This window comes from Kribbella sp. NPDC049227 (assembly GCF_043197265.1).
Classification (GTDB): Bacteria; Actinomycetota; Actinomycetes; order Propionibacteriales; family Kribbellaceae; genus Kribbella.
This window is the reverse complement of the sequence record NZ_JBICST010000007.1, coordinates 102,066-122,783: the sequence shown is the minus strand read 5'-3', so window position 1 is coordinate 122,783 and position 20,718 is coordinate 102,066. Positions and strand designations below refer to the sequence as shown.

16 protein-coding genes are annotated in these 20,718 nt (G+C 65.1%); 5 read left to right on the top strand and 11 right to left on the bottom strand.

The window, feature by feature from the left end; all coding sequences use genetic code 11:
- Window position 1 precedes the first annotated feature (1 nt).
- The 6 genes from ACGFH6_RS30050 to ACGFH6_RS30025 form a co-directional block, all read right to left on the bottom strand.
- Complete coding sequence (locus ACGFH6_RS30050) at window positions 2-313, bottom strand: DUF6112 family protein (protein ID WP_393390725.1); 312 nt, start codon at window positions 311-313, stop codon at window positions 2-4.
- Window positions 314-330: 17 nt separating this feature from the next.
- A complete protein-coding gene (locus ACGFH6_RS30045) occupies window positions 331-873 on the bottom strand; it encodes a CHAP domain-containing protein (protein WP_393390724.1) in 543 nt (180 codons plus the stop codon).
- Window positions 870-1,655, bottom strand: a complete 786-nt coding sequence (locus ACGFH6_RS30040) for a hypothetical protein (protein ID WP_393390722.1) — start codon at window positions 1,653-1,655, stop codon at window positions 870-872. The genes ACGFH6_RS30045 and ACGFH6_RS30040 overlap by 4 nt, the downstream gene beginning before the upstream one ends.
- A gap of 37 nt (window positions 1,656-1,692) precedes the next feature.
- Window positions 1,693-2,418 carry a hypothetical protein gene (locus ACGFH6_RS30035; protein ID WP_393390721.1) on the bottom strand — a complete coding sequence of 242 codons (726 nt, stop codon included), beginning with the start codon at window positions 2,416-2,418 and terminating at the stop codon, window positions 1,693-1,695.
- Between the two features lie 108 nt (window positions 2,419-2,526).
- Window positions 2,527-3,591 carry a toprim domain-containing protein gene (locus ACGFH6_RS30030; RefSeq protein WP_393391726.1) on the bottom strand — a complete coding sequence of 355 codons (1,065 nt, stop codon included), beginning with the start codon at window positions 3,589-3,591 and terminating at the stop codon, window positions 2,527-2,529.
- Window positions 3,592-3,615: 24 nt separating this feature from the next.
- The gene (locus tag ACGFH6_RS30025; RefSeq protein WP_393390719.1) at window positions 3,616-4,512 is read right to left on the bottom strand and encodes a hypothetical protein; all 897 of its coding nucleotides are present in this window, start codon (window positions 4,510-4,512) and stop codon (window positions 3,616-3,618) included.
- Between the two features lie 640 nt (window positions 4,513-5,152).
- On the opposite strand from ACGFH6_RS30025, the gene ACGFH6_RS30020 reads away from it, so the two are divergent.
- The 3 genes from ACGFH6_RS30020 (at window position 5,153) to ACGFH6_RS30010 (ending at window position 8,441) form a co-directional block, all read left to right on the top strand.
- Window positions 5,153-6,397, top strand: a complete 1,245-nt coding sequence (locus ACGFH6_RS30020; RefSeq protein WP_393390717.1) for an IS256 family transposase — start codon at window positions 5,153-5,155, stop codon at window positions 6,395-6,397.
- 720 nt (window positions 6,398-7,117) lie between these two features.
- Complete coding sequence (locus ACGFH6_RS30015; RefSeq protein ID WP_393390715.1) at window positions 7,118-7,288, top strand: hypothetical protein; 171 nt, start codon at window positions 7,118-7,120, stop codon at window positions 7,286-7,288.
- 820 nt (window positions 7,289-8,108) lie between these two features.
- Window positions 8,109-8,441: an antibiotic biosynthesis monooxygenase gene (locus tag ACGFH6_RS30010; protein WP_393391723.1), complete on the top strand. Its 333-nt coding sequence runs from the start codon at window positions 8,109-8,111 to the stop codon at window positions 8,439-8,441.
- Window positions 8,442-9,365: 924 nt separating this feature from the next.
- Here ACGFH6_RS30010 and ACGFH6_RS30005 read toward each other — a convergent pair.
- Together ACGFH6_RS30005 and ACGFH6_RS30000 are read right to left on the bottom strand one after the other, a co-directional pair.
- Window positions 9,366-10,610: a hypothetical protein gene (locus ACGFH6_RS30005; protein WP_393390713.1), complete on the bottom strand. Its 1,245-nt coding sequence runs from the start codon at window positions 10,608-10,610 to the stop codon at window positions 9,366-9,368.
- A gap of 15 nt (window positions 10,611-10,625) precedes the next feature.
- A complete protein-coding gene (locus tag ACGFH6_RS30000) occupies window positions 10,626-11,126 on the bottom strand; it encodes a SigE family RNA polymerase sigma factor (protein ID WP_393390712.1) in 501 nt (166 codons plus the stop codon).
- 2,900 nt (window positions 11,127-14,026) lie between these two features.
- Between ACGFH6_RS30000 and ACGFH6_RS29995 the strand changes: the two genes are divergently transcribed.
- Both ACGFH6_RS29995 and ACGFH6_RS29990 read left to right on the top strand, forming a co-directional pair.
- Entirely contained in the window at window positions 14,027-14,578 is a 552-nt protein-coding gene (locus tag ACGFH6_RS29995; protein WP_393390711.1) for a SigE family RNA polymerase sigma factor, read from the top strand.
- The gene (locus ACGFH6_RS29990) at window positions 14,575-15,366 is read left to right on the top strand and encodes a hypothetical protein (protein ID WP_393390709.1); all 792 of its coding nucleotides are present in this window, start codon (window positions 14,575-14,577) and stop codon (window positions 15,364-15,366) included. The genes ACGFH6_RS29995 and ACGFH6_RS29990 overlap by 4 nt, the downstream gene beginning before the upstream one ends.
- A gap of 1,293 nt (window positions 15,367-16,659) precedes the next feature.
- Here ACGFH6_RS29990 and ACGFH6_RS29985 read toward each other — a convergent pair.
- The 3 genes from ACGFH6_RS29985 to ACGFH6_RS29975 all read right to left on the bottom strand — a co-directional run bounded on the left by ACGFH6_RS29985 (window position 16,660) and on the right by ACGFH6_RS29975 (window position 20,671).
- Window positions 16,660-17,643 (bottom strand): hypothetical protein, encoded by a 984-nt coding sequence (locus tag ACGFH6_RS29985; protein WP_393390707.1) that lies wholly within the window; start codon window positions 17,641-17,643, stop codon window positions 16,660-16,662.
- Window positions 17,644-18,954: 1,311 nt separating this feature from the next.
- On the bottom strand, window positions 18,955-20,181 hold the full coding sequence (locus ACGFH6_RS29980) for a hypothetical protein (protein WP_393390705.1): 1,227 nt from the start codon (window positions 20,179-20,181) through the stop codon (window positions 18,955-18,957).
- On the bottom strand, window positions 20,171-20,671 hold the full coding sequence (locus ACGFH6_RS29975; RefSeq protein WP_393390703.1) for a SigE family RNA polymerase sigma factor: 501 nt from the start codon (window positions 20,669-20,671) through the stop codon (window positions 20,171-20,173). Before ACGFH6_RS29975 ends, ACGFH6_RS29980 begins: the two co-directional genes overlap by 11 nt.
- Between the last annotated feature and the right edge of the window lie 47 nt (window positions 20,672-20,718).

Below are 20,718 nucleotides of genomic sequence, written 5' to 3'. Positions count from 1 at the left end.
GTCAGCCGATGTGGATGCCGCTGAAGAAGCGGATAAGTCCGTTCGCCGACCCGATGAGGATCGCGGCGCCCGCGGCGACCAGACAGCCTGTCTTGCCTTTGCCGGCGTAGTGCGCGTTGTTGTTGAAGCTGCCCATGGCCCAGGCGGCGGCCGAGATGACGAAGGCGGCGACGCAGATCACGAGGCTGAAGGTGAGGAGGGCGCCGACCATCTGACGGAGCGCGGGCAGCCCGGGCAGGCCGTTGGTGTTGGGGCTGATCCCGGGGTCTTGCAGGATGACTGTGTGCCGTAGGAGGGTGTTGCGGATGAACACGTCATGTCCTTCGCTGGTCAGATGGTCGAGTAGATCGGCGGGGCCCAGCCGAGGTAGCCGGCGTTCCACTTGGATTCGATGAGTCCGAAGTCGACGAGGTAGACGCCGCCTTCGCCGGGGACCCGGTCGTTGATGTCGTTGGAGATGATCTGGCCGTTGCCGACGTACACCGCGACATGGCCGTACGGTCCGCCGGTGTCCCAGAAGACGAGTGCGCCGATCGGAGGCTGGCGGTCGTGGTTGTGTGCGTTGCCGGTAGCAACCATCTGCTGCCACTGTTCGGCCGCTGAGAAGTATCCGGCGCGGGGACGGCCCCAGATGTTGGCTGCCAACCGCGCGCACAGTTGGTAGTAGCCGCGGTCACCGACCAGGCGGAGCGCCCGGGCGACGGCGGTATCTGCGCCCGGGATCTCACCGCTCCCTGTACTGACCGGCGGAGCCTGGCAGTTCGTAAGTGTCGCCACGCAGGTGTCAGGACCGTGCGCTGCGCCGGCGAGTGGGGCAACGAGGCCGAGGCCGCCGACCAGCAGGCAGCCGGCGAGCGCAAGCTTGACGATCATGGCAGAACGAGAGCGCTCGCGGACCAGAACTTGCAGACCGGTGTGCACACGATGCCGACAGTCGCCTGCCGCCGGAAAGTTGTCGTCTCGGTGTCCAGGACAGTCGTTTGGACGCCCCGGATGACGAACCCGTGCCACCCCCGCGGCGCATAACTCGCGTGCTGCAGCTTCTCGAGCTGTGGAGTGGTACTAGCGGTCACGTCGCTGGCGACGGCGTGAGCCTTGCGCAGCTCGAGCTGGTCCCACTCTGTCCACGACGGCAAGAGACTCTTGGCTACTTGTGGCGCGGCGCCTGGCGGGTCGGCGAACATGCTGACGGCGTCCTGCCAGTCAGTGAGGTCATGACGGCTGGTGTCGTAAGTCCATATCGCCCGGGCGTAGGCGATCGCGAACTCCTGCGGATCCGTCGTCGTCGGCCGCTTCCACACGTCCAGCCGCACCGCCGCTGGCTCAGCTTGTCCTGGTAGGACCGTCACCTCGACGTTCGGCGTACTGGTATGCCCGTCCGGTGAGTTCTGCCAGCGGGCGACCAGTGCCAGGATCAGCGCAGTGACGCCGAGCAGAATCACGATGGGGATCACGATCTTCGACCGGATCGACTGGTTCACGGTGGTTCCTCTCTTGGGGACTTCGGTACGGCGTAGCCACGCGAACACGGCAGCAGCGATCGGCGGCGGGATGATCCGCAGCGCGGTGAGCACGCGCAGCTCGAACTTGAGCTGCGCGCGGTAGTACCGGATCAGCCAGTGGTGGCGAGGTACGTCGTACTGGTTGTGCGTCATACCGGGCCTCAACGGATGAGGCCGGCAACTTTCTGGATCAGGCGGCGCTCACTCGATCCAGCCGAGCTGCTCGGCGGTGGGCGAGCAGGCTTCGTCGGCCGAAAAACCGCAGATCACGGCCGGCACCGGCCCGGATCCAGCGCCGTACGACCGGGTCTCCGAACACCACCTCCGGCGCCTGTCCTTGGGCCAGCCGTGCCAGCGCTGACGGTCTGCCGGGCCCTCCGCGCAGCAGCCACGCCAGACCCTCGGCCTGGGCTCCCCGAGCGCCGGCTCGCCGCAGCCGCATGATCACCGTCGACCGATAGAACGGCGGTCCGTCGGAGGCCGCTTGGATCAGGCTGCGCGCGATCCCGGCTGGAAGTCCTTCCCGCTCGAGCTCGGCTGCGATGCGTTCCAGGTGGGGGCCGAGCGGCGACCGGTGGGTGACTTCGAGTTCGGGCGGTTCGTGGGTGAGCGGGTGCCGCTGACGACGCAGGAGGTCGGACCGTACGGCGTCCATCAGCCGCCAGCGCACCAGGTTCGCGAGATACCCCCACGACACCCCCGCCGCCGGCCGGTTGAGTGCCAGTTCCCGGCATCGCTCCCAGGCGATCACCCGGGCGAGCTGGGAGGCTTCATCATGGCCGAGAGCGGCCTTCAGCCGGCTCGACAGCGGTACGACGATGTGGGCCTCGATCCCCTCCGCCAGGCGCCGCGACGGCTCCTGCGCCCAATCCGAGCGGGCTGCCTCGGTGATAAGTGCCTCCAGCTCAACGTCCATCAGATGCCTCCGTCTCCGGGAAGGAGGAGCAGGTCTGTCGCCCCTCGCCGTACTGCAGTGCCACCAATCTGCTGGCCGCGGCCTGGAACCAGAACCGGGATTTCGCAATCAAGGAGTCCTGGACACCCCGGACGGATCCGCTCCCACCTCGACACCATCGAAACGACGAGCCGACCGTCGCCGGGTGGCGCGCGACTGCCTCCGCGAGCCGACGGCCGCCACGACCTCCCGGGAGACGACCTGCTCCTCCAGCCCGACCCGTCGCGCGAGCCGGGCGACCTCTGCAGCCACGCGGCCGGACGGCAGCTGCGCCACGAGTGGAGCCACCGCTCGTACGGCGTTGACCTGACCGCTGAGGTGGTCCAGCACCCGCTCCCAGCGCGACAACTCGACGTCGATCGCGACCTGCGCGAGTGGGCGCGTGTGCGACAGGGCGTCATGCAGCCGCTCGGGGCTGGCGGCGAACAGGGACGACGGATCCTGCCCAGGCGGGAGATCCGCAGCAAGCACGACCCCGAACACGTCGGCCAGTACCTCGAGGCTCCGTGCCGCGCCATTCACCCCCGCTGAGTCGCCATCGAACGCCACGACCACCCAGTCCACCCGCGATGCGTGCCTGAGCATGATCGCCTGCTCGGGCGAGATCGCCGTACCGCAGGCCGAAACACCAGCCCAGTGGTCACTCAGCCGACTCACGGCGAGTGCATCCATAACACCCTCGACCAAGACCGGCACAGCACCCTCACGCAGGCGGTCCTGCTGTGCACCGACACCGACCAGGGTCGTTGCCTTGGTGTAGATGTCGGTGGACGGCGAGTTCAGGTACTTCAACAAGCCACCCGGTGCTCGACCGACGAATCCGACCGGATTCAGCTGACGATCCTCAGCGAGGAACATGATCCGGCCACGGAACCTGTCGACCAAATAGCCGCTGCTCGTCGCCCGCGCCAAACCAGCCGAGAGCATCGACTGGTCATCAAAGCCTTCACGACGCAGGTGATCGACCAGACCCGACCACGTGTCTGGCGCGTATCCCAACCACCACCCAGTCGCTCCGTTCAGGACGTTCTGTCCAATCCCCCGCTCGCGGAGATTCTGGACGGCCCAGCCGTTCGGACGACTTTGGAGTTGCTGACGGTAGAACGTCGCCGCTGCTCTGGTGGCTTGCAGCATTTGCTGATTGCCGGCCATGACGCATCACAGTCCTGGTCCGGCCTCGGGCGGATCTGGATCTGCTCGTCTGGAAGCCACGTAACCGCTGCCAGTCACCCGGAACGTCATCAACGCCCGCGAGTTCAACAACCGCTCATGCAGACGCTCCGGCCCCGACTCCGATCGCGCCAGCAACGCCGGGCTGGTCGGCAACGAGACGGCACGCACCCGGTCGAAGAAGAACGCCAGATCAAGGAGATATCCGAGCTTCTGGCTGCGCTCGGCCTCGGTCCCACTCAGGGCAACGATCACCTTGTCGCTGGCACTGAAGCGCCGCAAGATTCTTGCCTGCGCAGTCGACAAGCCGGCACCACACACCGGGATCCCAGCCCAAAGGCCCCCCACCTCCCGGCTGACCTGCGATATCGCGATCGCATCCACCGGATCATCAACAATCACCGGCACCGCACCGCCACCCAACAGATCCAACTGCTCATCAACCCCGACCAGCACATTCGACGGCCGATGAAGCACCGTCACAGGACTCACCGACCGAGCCTGCCCATCCCGCCCGACCCCGACGAACCCCACCGGCGACAGCCGATGATCACGAGCCACCAACATCAACCGATCCTGATGCTGATCGATCGCCTCCCCCGCATCAGACCAGGCCATCAACCCAGCCCGCACCAACGTGCCGTAGCCAAACCCTTCAACGCGCAAATGCTCAACCAACCCCCGCCGGTCCTGCGGCGCGTACCCAACCTGCCAAGCCGAGTCCGATGCCAACACCGAGTCGGCACCCAGAGACTTCAGGTACTCCACAGGCCAACTACTAGTTGCCCGCAGCAACTCCGACCGAAAGAACCGCGCTGCAGCAACATTCGCCTCCAGCAACCGCCGCCGGTCCTCCATCGACAGGGCAAAGCTCGATTCACTCATCAATCCTCCACGAAGCCAAGACACTCAGGCCTCGACGGTCGCGGTGCAACGCCGCTGACAGAACCCAGATCACAAGTTCCCGGACACCGCGGAGATCACGGGACTCCGAGCTCCCGTTCGGCGAGTTCCTCTTGAAGAAGCGACTCGGTGCTCGATCGGCGAAAATTTGGTGCCGCCCATGACGGCGAGATGTTCGACGTGCGAGCGCCTCCTCGGGTGTCATCCCAGAGCCCCGCCGACCGTGCCAGATGCGCGCCGGCAGCATCTATCGCCTCATCAAGCAGGCGAATCAGCCTGGCCACGGACCAGGCCGACAGCTCAGGTCCTGTCAGGCTCGGCTCGCATTCCGAGTTCTTGCCTCGCGTAAGTCGGTCTTCATCCATTCAACGAACATCCGCTCCACAGCACTCGCGAAGAACCGTGATCCCAATATCCAGGAGGTGGCGGTTAGCCGACCAATGTGTGTCTCGTGCGGCACCGCGTAACAGGAGGGAGGGTTCTCAACGATCAGACTGGAAGGGAGTGGCGTCCGGCAGAGTGGTGTACGGCTCCCGGTGAGCGTGTCGCTGCGGATGCAGTGACGGCCACCGCGTGATCCTTCGAGTGATCTCTCACAACCGACTCGAAGAAGGACACTGCGATGACCGTCAGCTCCAGTATCGACCCCACGCGCCTGCTCGAGGAACAACTCGCCCAGGCGTCTCCTGATCTGCTGCGTGAACTGCTCGGCACGTTCATCAGCACGCTGGTGTCGGCCGAGGCGGACGCGGTCTGCGGCGCCGAGTACGGCGTTGTGTCCCCGGAGCGGGTCAATCGCCGTAATGGCTACCGGCACAGGGATTTCGACACTCGCGTGGGCACGGTCGATGTGGCGATCCCGAAGCTGCGGCAGGGCTCGTACTTCCCAGAGTGGTTGCTGGAGCGTCGCAAGCGTGCCGAGCGGGCCCTGACCTCGGTGGTGGCGACCTGCTACCTGCCGGGGGTTTCCACGCGCCGGATGGACAAGCTCGTCGCGTCGCTGGGCATCACGTCGCTGTCGAGGTCGCAGGTCTCGGAGATGGCCAAGGAACTCGACGCAGCCGTGGAAGAGTTCCGCACCCGATCGCTGGCCGAGTCCGGGCCGTTCGCGTTCGTCGCGGCCGACGCGCTGGTCCTCAAAGTCCGCGAAGGCGGCCGCGTCGTCCCCGTCCACGCGCTCGTGGCCACCGGCGTGAACGCCGATGGGCACCGCGAGATCCTCGGCATCCAGGTCACCACCAGCGAGGACGGCGCCGGCTGGCTGGGATTCTTCCGCGACCTGACCGCCCGCGGCCTGTCCGGGGTCAGACTCGTCACCAGCGACGCCCACGCCGGCCTCACCACCGCGATCGCCGCGACCCTGCCCGGCGCCAGCTGGCAGCGGTGCCGCACCCACTACGCCGCCAACCTCATGTCCGTGACCCCGAAGGCCAGCTGGGGCTGGGTGAAGGCGCTGCTGCACTCGATCTACGACCAACCCGACGCCGAGTCCGTCCACGCCCAGTTCGACCGTGTCGTCGACGCCCTGGCCGAGAAACTCCCCAAGGTCGCCGACCACCTCGACCACGCCCGCGCCGACATCCTCGCCTTCACCAGCTTCCCCAAGGAGGTCTGGCGACAAATCTGGTCCAACAACCCCAACGAGCGCCTCAACCGCGAGATCCGCCGCCGCACCGACGTCGTCGGCATCTTCCCCGACCGCGGCTCGATCATCCGCCTCGTCGGAGCCGTCCTGGCCGAACAACACGACGAATGGGCCGAAGGCCGCCGCTACCTCGGACTCGACGTCCTCGCCCGCTCCCACGCCGACAACAACCCCACCACGGAGGAGGCGATCGAACCCACCCTGCAAGCCCTCACAGCCTGACCAACAACGACGAAGGATCACACGTCGTACACCACTCCACAGGACTTGACCGAGTCGACTTGCGGCGGACTCGAGCCGCGACCGCAGAGAGGAGCCCGAGACCAATGACCTGTTACACGAGGAATTCATCAAGGTCGACCTGAAGAGGGCAGCCGGGCACGTAACGAGACACTCATGCCTAGGCGCCCTCGCCATGCCTGAAACATCCAGCTGAGCGGCGGATCGCCATGCACGTGCTCATGCAGAATCCCGAGGCTCTGTACGGCGATTGGCCGTGGCGCAGGAACGCTCGGCGTCGCGATGGTGCGTGTTCAATGTCCCTCCTTTGTACTTCGTCAAACAGGCTCGCATGGGAACTGTTCGGTCGACGGCGAACTGTGCTCGTCCGTGAGACGCATCAACGCTTCGTGGTTTCCGCCAGACCGGCTATCCGACGAAGGGCACGGGCTCCGCTTCGGGGTCAACCACTCGCCCCGTTCGCGCTGACTCGGCGCCTGCTGCCACTGCTCGACCGCGGAGCACCTGCCCGTATCGTCAACGTCTCGTCGATCGACCGGACCCTGATCGACTTCGACGACCCTACCCTCGAACACAGCTACTTGGGCGTGCGTGCCTACGGCCAGTCCAAACTGGCGATGATCGCCACGGGCTTCGTGCTCTCCCGACACCTGGACCCGCACTGTGTCACGGTCAACAGCTTGCATCCGCCCACACACCTCCATGCCGACCAAGATGGTTCTGGATTCGGTTGCTTACGGCATCGACTCCCTTGAAGACGGCCTGCAGGCCACCCTGCGCCCCGTCCTCGCCTCCGAACTCGACGCGGTGACCGGACAGTTCTACGGCCGCATCTGTGCCGCAAGGGCACACGCCGATGCCTACGATCTGTAGCATCCAGCAGAAACTCGGGGACCGCCCACCCACCCTCTGCGTGTGCTCCTGCCGCCGCAACTCAGGCTCAAGCAACCTAGCCTTGGGAGACTCGACGCCGATCACACCCAAGCAATGCGACCTGGTGTCAGGGCTCACACAGGCGCGGCCATCGGCCGCCCCGTGAGCCACTGTGACACGAGGAACCCTGCCCGGGCTCGCCCTTTGGGTTCTCCGCACTGATGGACCGCGACTCGACGTCGGCGAGCGCGCTGATGCCGGACAGATTCCCAAGAGTCATACCGCGCCCCGAGGCTGCCAGGGCGCTTCTTTTCACGACTTCCCATAGTCAACTTTCGCGCCGATCTGTGAGTCGTCCTGCTCGTCGCTCGAGAGCCCCTGAACTGCGGCCAACTTGGCGACCTTCCTGCCCATGGCCGACACCGAACTGGCCTACTACCACCGCCGGTCACTGGTACTCGCGCCGCTGCCCGAACAGGGTCGTGTCGCCGTGGATGATCGAAGAGTCTCTCTAAGCCGGCAAGACGATGACCGGGCTTGTCCAATATCAGATTCGGCGCCGGACGAGTGGCACCCCCGGACCGTCCTCGCGACTTGCGCCTACGCCGTGCTTGCTGTCCTGGCTGCGACCGAACAAGCCGAGACCGTAGCCCCGTAGGGTCCGATCGCGCCCCTTGGCTGGCCACGTGCCTGTGCAAACGAGCGACTTACGGGTGTCGCGGGCCGGCCGCCCGTGACTAGTCCGGTAGGAGGTTGCGGTGGTGTCAGCGCGGCGAGGTGCTGCGACCTGCTGGCATTGGCGGCTAGATTGCCAGCCGTGATGACAATCGAGTTGGCTCGCTTCAGGGTCCGTGACGGCGCCGAGGCGCAATTGTTGGAAGAGCGACCAGCCATGGTGGAGGCGTTGCGCCGCCGTTTCCCCGGATGTCTGGCAGCGTATCTCACCAGAGACGACGACGGGGGCTGGTTGGACGTCGTGCTCTGGCGGAGTCGGCAGGAGGCTGAAGACGCTGCGCGGAACGTCAACTCGGTGGCGGAGTGCGAGGCGTGGTTTCGCCATATTGAAACTTCAGGCGGGCTACGGCACGTTGACGTCGTGGCCGCGTGGCCTGAAGAGAACGCGGGGCCGCAGCCTCAGAACCGCGGTAGTTGAACTCTGTGGCAGCTGCTCATCGCTACGACTGTTGGAGATGGTTCCGACCGCGGTCATGGCCGCCGCCGTGTCGCTCGTTGTGACGCGAGCGCCCCGCGGGGCAGGATTGGTCGTGCTGGCATGACGTATGGAGACTCGGCGGTTCGGACGCTGGTGAGAGGCGCCGTGCTGCTTCTGGTCGCCTTACCCGTCGCAGACGGCTCACTCAGAGAGAATGACCGCTGATCCGATCCACGCCGGCTCCCAAGACAGCCGCATCGATCGCGTTGCCGCCAGACCGTGATTGTCCTGTGCAGACCGTGGCTCGTCAGGCACTTCATGGATCAGATCAAGTCCATCATCAGCATGCGTTGTCAACGCCCACAGAGCCGTGACCCAGCTGTTCGGGGCGGGTTCTAGTTAACGTTGCAACAGGTGGCGCGCGCAGCTGGGCGATCGCTGGGCGGTGTGACCGCGTGTGGCAAGCACTGGTGATTCGGCGGTCCTCGCCCCTGGACAGAGTGATCGTCGCATTCGACGGCGACGCCGCGTGCCGCAAGGGCGCCGTAGGCAGCCGTGCTGTTCTCGCACATGCCTACGGATCTCTTCGCGACGTCGTTGGATTTCTTCGGCGGCTGAGTCGTGCATGTCGCGGAGCTTCCAGAGGGGACACGATCCATCGTCGCTCTTCGATACGGCGTCGACCAGTCACGCGAGCCGCGGACCCGGGCGCGCCCACCTGTCGAGTCCTGCCAGGCAACTGAGACGCCCGGCTGGGATTCCCAGCCGGGCGTCTCACTAGGCCAGCCGTTGATCCGGGCGGCGATGGAGACAAGGTAGCCGCGCATTGCACGTCGGCCCCGGGCGCATCCCGCTACGGCCTCGAACGCGCTCGCGTCACCACTGGTCTACCCTCAGAGGACCTGCGGCGGACGACGGCGAGCCCTACTTCTCCCCGCTTCCGGGGAATTTCCAAGCCTTGTTGCCGGCCATCTGCAGGAGTTCGTCGGTCGTGAACGCCGGCTTCGGACGGGTGTGCTTCACGCCCTTCTCTTCGATGGCGTTGTAGCTGGTCAGTCTGATGAATCGTCCGTCCGGATAGTGGATCTCGGCCGAGTTCTGCAGGACGCCCTCCGCGTCCTGGCGACCGCCGGAGTACGTTGGTGCCTCCTTCGTCCAGCCGATCACCGAACCGTTCGGCAGAGCCTGGCAGTTCGCAGTCGCCCTTTCGCCGGCGCACTTGGTGACAGGTGCCTCGTAGGTCAGAAACGCCTGGATCTGAGACTGGCCCTTGCCGTCATCGACCAGGTAGGAGACACGATTGAAGCCCTGCGCGCCGCCTCCCCAGGTGTACGGCGTGGACACATGCAGATCCCTCGGTAGCGCCTTCTTCAGGATCTGTAAGGTCTGCTGCACTGGCACACCCGGCTTCCCCGCGCCGGGGTCGTCGGGTTTCGGCTCCTGTGGGTCGGCTGCCGGCATCGGCGGCCGCGCCGGAAATCGCCAGAGCTTGCTGTCGGCGATAGCGGTCAGCTCTGCGACCGACAGCGCAGGCTTCGCGCGGGAGCGGTCGGAGCCCCTGTCGCCGGCGTTGTAGCTGATGAGACTGATCGACCCACCCGCCTTGTCGGTGACTAGGACCGCATTCCTGACCACGCCGCCGGCGTTGCTGCCCCCGGCGGATGCCGCCTCCTCAACCACAGTCCAGATACGAGATCCGTCCGGGCGTACTTTGCAGGTGTTGGGTTGCTCGGCGCAGATGCCGTCGATGGAGCTGACCATCATAGAGAGCTTCGATGCTCCCTTGCCGTCATCGACGACGACATCGGCCCCGTTGTTCCCGGCGTCGCTCCACGTCTCGGTCTTCTGGACCTTTAGGCGAGCCGGTAGCAGCTTGATGAGCGTCTCGAGACTCTCCTTCTGCGTCACGGGTTTCGCTGTCTGCGTGTTCTTGGCCCCTGCGGCTGGCGGCTGCGTGCTCCCGCCGAACACCTGGGTGCCGGCGATAACGATGCCGGCAGTGGCCAGGACTGCGCTCGCCCCACTGACGCTCAGTAGCGCAGTGCGGCGTCGACGAAGGGCGACGCCGCGGCGCATGCCGCGTTCGACCAGGTCCGCGGACTCCGGCTCGAGGCTTTCGGTGGCCCGGCGCAGCAGGTCGGGCAGTGTGTCGTTCAGGTAGTTGTTCATCGGGTTTCCTTCGTTTCAGAGAGCGATCAGGTCGACGGCGCCATCGCCCAGGACGACGCGGAGCCGGTCTAGTGCTCGCGAGGTCCTGGTCCTGATCGCACCGGTCTTCCTGCCGAGATCGAGCGCGACCTGTTCGACGCTGCGATCTTCGAAGAACCGCAGTACGAGCACTGCACGGTCGAGCGGGGCCAGCTCGGCCAGCGCCTTCTGCAGTGCGACCCGCAGGTCGGCGTCACCGAGACGCTCGGCCCGCTCCGGCAGCCTCGAGGTTGGCTGCTCGGTCCAGCTCCGCCGCCGGCGTTGCGAGATGAACGTCCGCGCCAGCACGGTCTGGGCGTAGGACGGCGGATTGCGGATCCGCTGCAGCCCGCGCCAGGCCCGAAACATCTTCGCCAGCGTCTCCTGGACCAAGTCCTCTGCATGGTGCCGATCGCCTGTCAGCAGCCAGGCGGTCCGGTACAAATGAGGCGTACACGCTCTGGCGAACTCTTCGAAATCGTCCGTCGTCGATCTCATCGCTGCCTTTCGGTCGTTGTCTCACCCTCTTCGACGCCCTGGCTGGCCTTCGGTGTTACACAGCTCCTCGTCGCCGCATCTCCTCATCCATCAGGGCTCCCCGGTAGGAGGCCCCGCATCGCACCATCTCCGCGATCGATCTCCGACCCACCTCCGCCGCGATTTCGAGGAAGACCGACACGCCCGCCCGCCGCCGCAGGACACCCACATGTCGCCAAGGAGGCTCGAGCGGGCAGCCAGCGAGAATGTGTCTAGAGAACTCTTCTCGCTCGGGCAGTGGCATTGAGTCACCCTCTGATGGCGCCTTGCCTCCGAGATCTACATTCCGGCGCTTGGTGGAGGCCCGGTGCGTAGTCGGCCGAGCTGGGCGCCGTACTGAAGCCGGCGCGATGCAGCCATCCGTCGCCGGACGAGATCGCCTGCCAGTGCTGAGGCGGCTGGCTATTCGAAGAAGCTGTCCGTCAAGGTGCAGCCGTTGGTTGTGGCCGGGGTCCTGACCGGCGCCGCAGTGCAGGCCAGGCAATGGCGCCACCACCATCACTACGTCCGCCGATGAGCAGACTTGCAGCCGGATGACGTTCCGATACGTGTGGTGCGCACGAGTGACGGAGGATGAAGGGTCGGCCGGAGAGCCAGATGCGGGCTGTGAGGTAGGCGGGGCCTCTCACTACGGCACATCAATGTTGTGTTAAATGCAACAGCGTCTGATGTGGGCCATGGGTCCGCCGTATATGAATGGTCCGATTGTCCTGGGCACCTGGTAGATGTCGGTGTCCTGATGACTGACAACGACCTGCAGGCGTTCATCGTGCGCGCTAAGACTGTTACCTGTGCCGGGGATGGAGCCTTGTCGTCACCTACCCGGACTGGCTCCGATGACTTGCGGTACACCGAAGGGGACCTCGCCTACCTCGACAGCTAGTTCGGCGACGCCAACTTCCTGGGGGAAGAGGTGGTGTATCGGCGGGACCGCCCTGTCTAGGGCATGAACTACTACGGATACCTCCTGCGCCCTGAGCTGATCGACGCAGCACAGGCCGGGCGTCTGATCAAGCTTGTCGACGGCATCGTTGGGAGGATTGTCGGCGGTCGCGTGGCTACGCTGGTTCCTGGCCTGGCGGCCGACATATCCGTGGGTGCTGTCTTGGCGCGGACGGTGGGACTGTAAGTGGCGCTCACAGTTGGAGTGCCGAGGGCGCCCGCTACGACGTGCATCACCGTCTGGCGACTGCGCCCGAACCCAACGCGGCGATCGACTAACCTCGGCGACCCAAACTCGGCACCGAGTCGTCGGGCGAGCTCTCCTGGAGCCGGGCTTGTATCTAGTGCACCGGTCAGCAGTGCGCCCAGCTTCTGCGATCGCGGCAATGTCTGCTGAGAGTCCTGGATCTTGCGTTCCCGGTTCTTCAAAACCGGCCGTGAGGCGACCTTCGGTGTTATGGAAGCAGAAGAGGGTCTTGGTCGCGACCACATTGCAGCAAGTCAGGCGTCGGATCCTCGAGGCGGGTTGCCCGCTTGGTCCGTCGCTACGGTCGTCGCATTACTGGATGAGGCAATCGACTCTGCCGGACAGCAGTTGGCACGGTCAGCCGGGTTGTGGAACGACACACCAGGCGATGCCGGTGCGCGTAGGACGCGTCGCTCAAGCGCTCACGGGTTAGCGTCGCAGTCGCAGACTGCTGAGTCGGTTCTCAATGAAGGTGCGGACCTCGAACTTCAGTTGCCTTGAGCGACGACCAGGAGTCGTCCTGGTGATCCGGGTTATGCCGGCGCGGTGGTGAGGCGGTTTTCGAAGCTGGTTAGTTCGCGCTCCTTTGGAGGTCTCAGGTGAGCGATGCAGGGTTTGCGGTCTCGTTGGAGGAGCGGCGGCGGTTGCTGGCGGCGAATGTTGCCGCGGCACGGTTCTCTCGGCAGGAGTTGCTGCGCGCAACGAGTAGCTGGCCGGTGGAGTACCTGAGGTCTTCAGGTGCTGGGGAGGTGTTGTCGGCTGGCTCGGCGTGGAACGTCGGGTACGCGTCGAGCGCGCGGAGAGGGCTGGTTGGCCATCTCCGGGTCGAGGGGTTCGCGTACGGCACGCTGGTGCGGGCCGGGTTGGTGACCTGGTCCGATGAAGGCCAGGCGATTGATCAGCATCAGGATCAGTTGATGTTGGTCGCTCGCGACCACCGGTTGTCGCCCGCGGGTTCATCGGTATCGGTCGGGACTAGCAGGCGCGGTCGATCAGTCCGGTGACTGTGATTCATCGGTTGTCGAACGTTCTCGTCGGGGTGGATGAGCGGTTGGATCTCCTCAGGGCGGTGCCGTCCCGGTGATTGTCGATGAGCCCGTCGACGCGATCGCCATCTCGAGGGCAGCCGCTACATGGGTGGACCGTGGGCTGGGATCCCGGTGTGCAGTGCAGGGTTGTCGACGGCGCAGGCGTGGTTGACATGTAGTGGTGCCCGGACGAACAGGGCCGCCGCACCTTCTCAGTCCTTCAACATCCCGAAATGGCAGGGGCTGCAATCTTTCGATCGGCGCAAGGCAGCCACCGTCGGCATCGTGGCGGTGGCGATCCGGGCACATGGCCACCGCAGCCGCACTGTGCTACGCGGCAGGAAATTTACGGGTGCACGCCGCGATCACGGCCGATGGCGCCTGCCGCCTAATCGTCGGCAGGATCGTGCTGTCGGTGCGCAGACCTACGAGGTCAAGGACTTCCTCCAGTCCCTGGCGTCGTGGGGTGTCACCGTCGATGTGGCCCCGTGCACAAGTGCCATGGGGACAGGGCTGTGTGTGAGCTCTAGGTCATCGTGAGGGCGATTCCTGAGGACGCGGGCCTATCTGATGGCGCTGCGGACAGAACCTCATCGGTCACTCCCGCGTCTTTGCCTATGACAACGTAGCGACGGGAGAGCTGGATGGACCGCAGGAGGCGAGACGAGGACTTCACTGCGTTCGTTGAGGCCCGGTCTGCCAGCTTGGTGCGATTCGCGCGCGTTCTCTGCGGAGATACCGAACGCGCGCAGGATATCGTTCAGTCGGCGCTCGAGAAGGCTTATCCCCGCTGGGAACGGATCGAGCACGGCGATCCATACGGCTACGTTCGCCGTGCGGTATTGAATCACCATTTGTCCTGGCTGCGGCGGCGTCCTTGGCGCGAGCAAGGGGTTGGTGGCTCGAACGAGTTGCAGACCGCAATCGAGCGCCAACGGAACTCGTGGGACCGGCACGTCGGCGATCACGCCGGCAGTGTTCAGCACCATGCGGCGATGATGGCTGCGCTTCGGACGCTAACAAAACGGGAGCGCGCGGTCGTCGTACTGCGCTACGTCGAGGACTTGAGCGAGGCCGAGACGGCCGCGCAGTTAGGCGTTGCCGTCGGCACTGTGAAGAGCACGGCGGCACGGGCGTTGTCGAAGCTACGAGAATCACCAGAACTGACAGATCTGTCTATTGGAGGCCGGGCATGAAGAACGATCACCAGGTCATTGAGGCCTTGCAGGGCGTGCAACTCGAGGATGGCGGGCTTGAGGGAGGGCTGGTGCTCCGCAGCGCCCAGCGCCGCAGGGCTGTCCGGATCGCGGTCGCTGGGATCGCGTCGGCGGCAGTCGGTGTGGCAGCAGCGACAGCAGTCGTTGCCGCGGCTGGAATCGGTGGTGCCGCGGCCCCCAACGGTGTTCAGGTCGCCGGCTCCGGCGACCCCTCAGGAGGGCCATCTCCGGTCATTTCATCCACGAAGCAGATGACGGTCGACGTTCGCAAGTGGACCCCAGGTGGGGTCATCGGTGCGAAGCCGCTCGGCACGATCCCCGCAATGGGAAAGGTCAAGGTGTCCGATGGGTACTGGTTCGAGACTAAGGGAACCACGTGGTGTGTGACGGAGTCGGGTGGCGGAAACCCGTTCGGCTGCCGCGGCACCGTGGGAAATGCCAACATCGGTGACTCGACCGCACCCTCGATGCAGACCAACGGCGACAAAGCTCGCGGCACCGTGATCATCACCTCGGTGTTCCGCAACGATGATGCCCGACGCGTCATCTACGGCGACAAGGGCACGGGGAAGTTCTACGAAGGTAAGGTCTACCGCTTGGAGGGCGTACCGGGTTGGACGCTCTCAGTTGGGGTCCTGCCGTGGCGCGATAGCACGAGGGCGACCGCCTACCAGAACGAGGCGTTCGTGTACAACGCCAGCGGGGATCTGATCTTCCCAGTGCGCAAAGGTGGTCACCCCATCGCTGATCCCCTGCACAGCCGGTGATGCGTCGACTCGCAGCTGGGGCTGCCTCAGCGGAGAGCTTGCTGACCTGAACTCCTCCAGTGTCCGCGGCCGACGCTAGCCCGGCGAAAGGTCGCCAGACCGTCCTTGGCGCTCAGCTGCGAGTCATCGTTGCTGTCGACGACGATCACCGGCAGCGAGGCAAAATACCCCACCGGCTATAGAAGCAGAATTGACAGCGAATGGGGTCTTGATGACTCATCTATCAAACCCAGTACTCAATGGGCGCCTCTGCACCGAGCCGCAGTTGGACAGAAGGTCGGCAGAGGCGCCCAGGGTGGTGTGTGGCCGGCGGCTCTTGGTAGAGCGACTGCCACAACGTTGGTGTCGAGACGCAGAAACGCAGTGATTCGCTGACCGAGACGTTCACTGCTGTGGAGGTACATCGGCTGCGCGGTCGAGTCCACCTCAGGGTGTCTGACCGGCTGGATCGGCACTAGCGGGAACTGAGGTCGGGTACCTGAACATCGGCCAGTTGCTAGCGCACACAGTCGGCTTGGCGTCCTCCTCGCCGTCCGGACAGCCGAGTGCGCCGCGGGCTGCGGCCCGAACTGGCGGACGTCCTCGGCACGGATGGCCCAACCGGCAGGACAAAGAGCTTCCTATCCGAACTACCTTGAGGCCGACTCCGCCGGCCACCCAGGCTGTCATCTCGGTCTCGACCAGGTAGCGGGCCAAAGGCGGCGGGACATGCTCCGCGGCTCGTACTGCTTCGGCGAAGGCCCCGTCCAACGATCCAGGCCGACGTTCTCGCGGCGCGCGGCGAACGCACGATCACCGTCATGCCGGCACTGAACAAGATCTTCGGCGTTCCCGGGCCTTCGTCCACGTCACCGGCAACCTGCCGAACCCGGCCTGGCAGCCAAACAGCTGATCCAAGGCCGTCGCGCATTGATCCATGCGAACCATGCACGAGGATTCAGATCATCGGCACCGTTCCGCCATACACAGGCGACCCGTATAGGGCTCTCACCGACCAAGGCCGGGAGCGGGAGCATGAGACGACTTCAACCAGCGGATCCTGGCGAGCGGCGAGTATGGCGCCGTCGCCGGCTCCCCCGCATCGTCGCAGGCGCCGTCGCCGACCGCCGAGCCGATCTACGACAGCACCATCACCATCCACGACGCCGTCCATCCGAAACGACGTCGGCAGCCGCCGTCAACCTCAGCGACGTTTGCCACAAGCCTCCGGCGAGGTCGCTCCGGTGATCCGGAGCGACCCTCCTTCGTGCCGAACTCTCAAGCGATGCGGCAAGCTCGGGTGACATATCTGCGTCACCGCGACAGCGGTGGCCACGGCGGATCCGGCGGCCACCGCTCCGATGGCGTTGATGTGCTCAGGACTTGGCTGTGCACTAGCCCGACGATGATCAACCCGCCGATTAGAGGTATCGAGTAGAAAAAGCCGGGATATTCACCAACATACGGAACCTGCGTTGCCTCCGCACCGGAGACAGCCAAGAGCCCTGCCACCATGACAAGTTCCAGCGCCACAAGCGGGCGCCTGCGGATTGACCTCGGGCCCGGCCAGGTCAATCCGGCAACCAGCAACACAACCAGGGTACAGCTCGCGACGATCCATCCGTACGGAATCGCCGGATTGTCCGAACGCACACGCGGCGGTGGATCGTAGAAGTATCCAGGGCCGTTGTCGGGAATCCCCAGTCGCTGCCACTGACCGTCGGGGTCGCGGTACAACAAGCCATCGATACCGTTTGCGACCAAGACCACGTAGCCGCCATCGGGCTGAGGGCGAACTGTGACGGCGCGCGAACTTGCACTGAGCGGTGTCAGTTCCGAGTACTTCGTTTTGTAGTGTCTCTTCAGCGCAGCGACGTCAATCTGATTGTTCTCCCAGGCTATGGCGTATGTCCGACCGCCATCGCGACTCGACTCGACCGCCAGACGGCCAGGCACGACACGGAAGCAGACACGGCCAGCGCAGTCGACATCGCCACCTACGGGACGGCCAGAAGATCTGGCCGATTGGTCATCCAACAGGCTGCCGTCGTCTTCTCGGACCGAATAGGAACCACCTAGCCCTCGCTCAGCACCGGCCACAACGACATTGACAGACCCCGCCGCGGCTCCCTCCTCAAACCCCACTACCTGTCTTATCATCAGGTCCGCATTCTGGAAGACCGACGCAAAGCCCAGAACCGCCAGCGCGGACCCTGCCGCCAGGATGCGAGCGGTCGACCTCGTGGGACCGCTCATCTGCATGTACGACCGAAGCTGGGGGAGCCGTTGCAGTCCCACAAGTTCACGATGCTGCAGTGGTTGTTGTAGACCGACGAAGGACCGTCTGCGAAGCGGGTGCCGCGCACGTCACGGACTCTGGGATCGGACGAGCTCACCCACATCCGGCCACCTTGGTCACGGTTGCCGTTGGAATTCTCGGAAATACGGAACGATTGCACCTGGCAGGCGCGAGACGCAGCAGGCATGGCTGCCGCGGCACTCTCGCCGGGAAGTCCTGCCAGGTAAGCAGACGCGACGGCGACTTGAAGAGATGCTCCCATGTGGTGCCTCCGTGCCGGACCCTTCACGACAGATGGGCTTTTACGCGACGGTACTCTGACGATGCTTCAGATCGGCTTCACGAAATCGCGCAGCGGCGACCAGCCTCACAGCCACCGACGGCACGTGGGTGTGCAAGGCTCGGGCCGTCGCAACCTGACTCTGGCTCATGTCAGCAGTAGGAGTCCCGAAAGTCGAAAGTAACAATCAGGCGTTTTTGAGAGGGCGGTGGCATCTAGGCCGAGCGAAGCGAGCGTCGACACTAACGTGATCAGGAGCAGTCCGCCTAGACCACCGTCGGCACTCCCGTCCAGCCGCTGGCCGGCGACGCTACGCCAGCGATCAGGAGAGGGACAGCACAGGCCCAGTAACTGCGGCGTGCACGGCGGTTGCCTTGGATCACGAGCTCAAGTATGGCAGCTGCTCGTGACCGTCAGTCTGCGGCGCGCTCGACGACAGCGTGCGTTGCCCGGGCGGCTGCCTGCTGGATCTGGTGACGTGACTTGATGCCATGCACGGCTCAGCACGCAGCGGCAATAGGTTGAGTCTCGGCAGAGGCTTCTTGGTTCCCTCGTTGACCGGTGGCCGCTTGCGGCCTGAGCCTTGATCTCGGACCGCAGAGCTAGAGCCGGTCGACCGGGTCGAGCATGTGTATCCATGTAGTCGGGACGGTCGCAAGGCTGCGGGCTGATCATGTAGGGCGCGGTCAGCCAGCGGAGGCACCCGATAGCCCGCATGTAGGTGCCGGGGGCAATGACGCATCCAGATGAGCCGGTGATGACTCGATCGCCGACAGCCGCGATCTGGAGACACAGGTCTCGACTCGACGAAGAATCGCCGGCGCCTCGTCGCGGGTGCGACAGCCGTTGAGACTGGGTTCTGAGACGGCGCGGCCAGCTAGATCGGATCTTTGATCGCCTGTCATACGCGCTCCGGTTCGTGCGACAACTGCCGCACGAACCGTGCGCCACCCGCCCGTCATCGGTCCGAACACTGCGCCACGCTGGCTGTCCGGGGCCCGGCGACACGACCTGACGGGCATATGACTTTCTAGGGAATCGCTGTCGCCGCGTCGAACCAGGTGCCGGGATCCTTCGGGTTCTTGGCCAGTTGCATCGTCTCGGCGATCCGTCGCAGGCTCTCCTTGGACGGCTTCGTGGCATAACTGGTGATCACCACCGCGACGCCTTGGCTTTCGAGCCGAAGCGTGTTCATCGGACCTGGCAGGCTTGCCATCGACGAATCAGTCTTCGATTTCGTGGTCTTCCCTTGGGTGAAGTACGCATTCATGCCGTGGATGATGGCGGCCGGCTCGGCAGAAATCGAGGTCATCTGGTTCCACCCCTTGCTGGTGTCGTACGTGATCGACAGGTCGTCACCGGGGCCCGCGTCCCAGGCACGGCTCTTTGGGAACTTGGACGGCTTGAGGACCGGCAGTACGTAGCCGGTCGCCGGGTTGCCGTCGCTCAGCAGGATCCTGAAGTTCTCGCCGGACCCTGGAAGCCCTTTCTCGAGGGGCCGGTACTCGAGCTCGCGTGGGGCGACACCCTTCGGGAGCTCGCCGAGCTTGACCGGTGAGCGGAGGCTGCGAGTCGGCGGCGAGAACGGCGTGGCGAGACTGACCGCAAGTTTCAGGTTGGGGTCTACCGGACCATCGATCTTCGGCAACTGCTTTGTCCCGAGCTTGCGCTGTGACTCACAGCTGAGCAGCGCCCAGACCCCGTCCATCGGCTGCCACGCGAGGGTCTTTTGCGTCGTGGCGATCAGCCGGTCGCGAAAGCGCGGTGGCACCTGCAGGAATGGCTTCGTCTTGGTGGAGGTGACGACTCGCGCCTTTTGCCGTCCGAGGTTGATCTCCGGGCTGTCGGCCGGGATCGTCGAGGGGTCGAAGTCTCCGTTCCGGTGCAGCTGAAGCTGGCAGTACTCCGTCCAGGTCAGCTGCACGGTTTCGTTTAGCTCGTAGTCCTGGCTGTTCGCGGTGAGCCGCTGACCGACCGCCTGGATGTGCTTCGGTAGATTCAGGTCGACCCACGGCGACCACGCGGTGTTCCGATTGTCCTGGGTCGCGGGACTCGACTCGCCGCCGGAGATGACGTGCGGTACCACGGCCGCTGCGACCGCGGCGATTGCCGTGGCGATCGCCGTACCGATAATCACGACGGCACCGCGTGAGCGGCGGGTGTCGCGGGACTGTAGGTGGGCGCGGACATCGCCGGGGTGTGCTGCCTGATCGGCCAAGTGCTCGAGGGCATCGCGGAGGTCTTCTTCAGTACGCATGGTGGACGACCTCCGTCACAGGGTTGCTGGTGAACTCGATGCGCAGGGAGGCTAGAGCTCGTGAGGCGTGGGCGCGCACAGTGCCTGGCGAGCAGCCGATGGTTTCGGCGATTTCGTTGTCGGTGAGGCCGCCGTAGTACCGCAGTACCAGGACCGCCCGTTGCCGGCGCGGGAGTTTGGCCAGTTCACCGAGCAACTGGTCGCGGTCCGCGGTGCGGTCGGCATGGTCGGCAATGTGTTCGGCCGGGATGATCTCCGCCCGCGGCACGAACCTGGACCACTTGCGCCGCCAGTCCAGGTATTCGTTCACAGCCATTCGACGCAGGTACGCATCGGCATTGTCGGCCGCCTCGATCCGGGACCACTTCCGCTGCGCCTTGACAGCGACATCCTGGACCACGTCCTCGGCCAGGTGGGCCGAACCGCAGAGCGCCGTCGCGAACCGCAGCAGCGGCGGCAGCCCCGACCGGGTCCACTCCTCAAAGGTCACGTCATCACCTCGTCCCGGCCGGCGGGAACAGCCGGCCACACCACTAC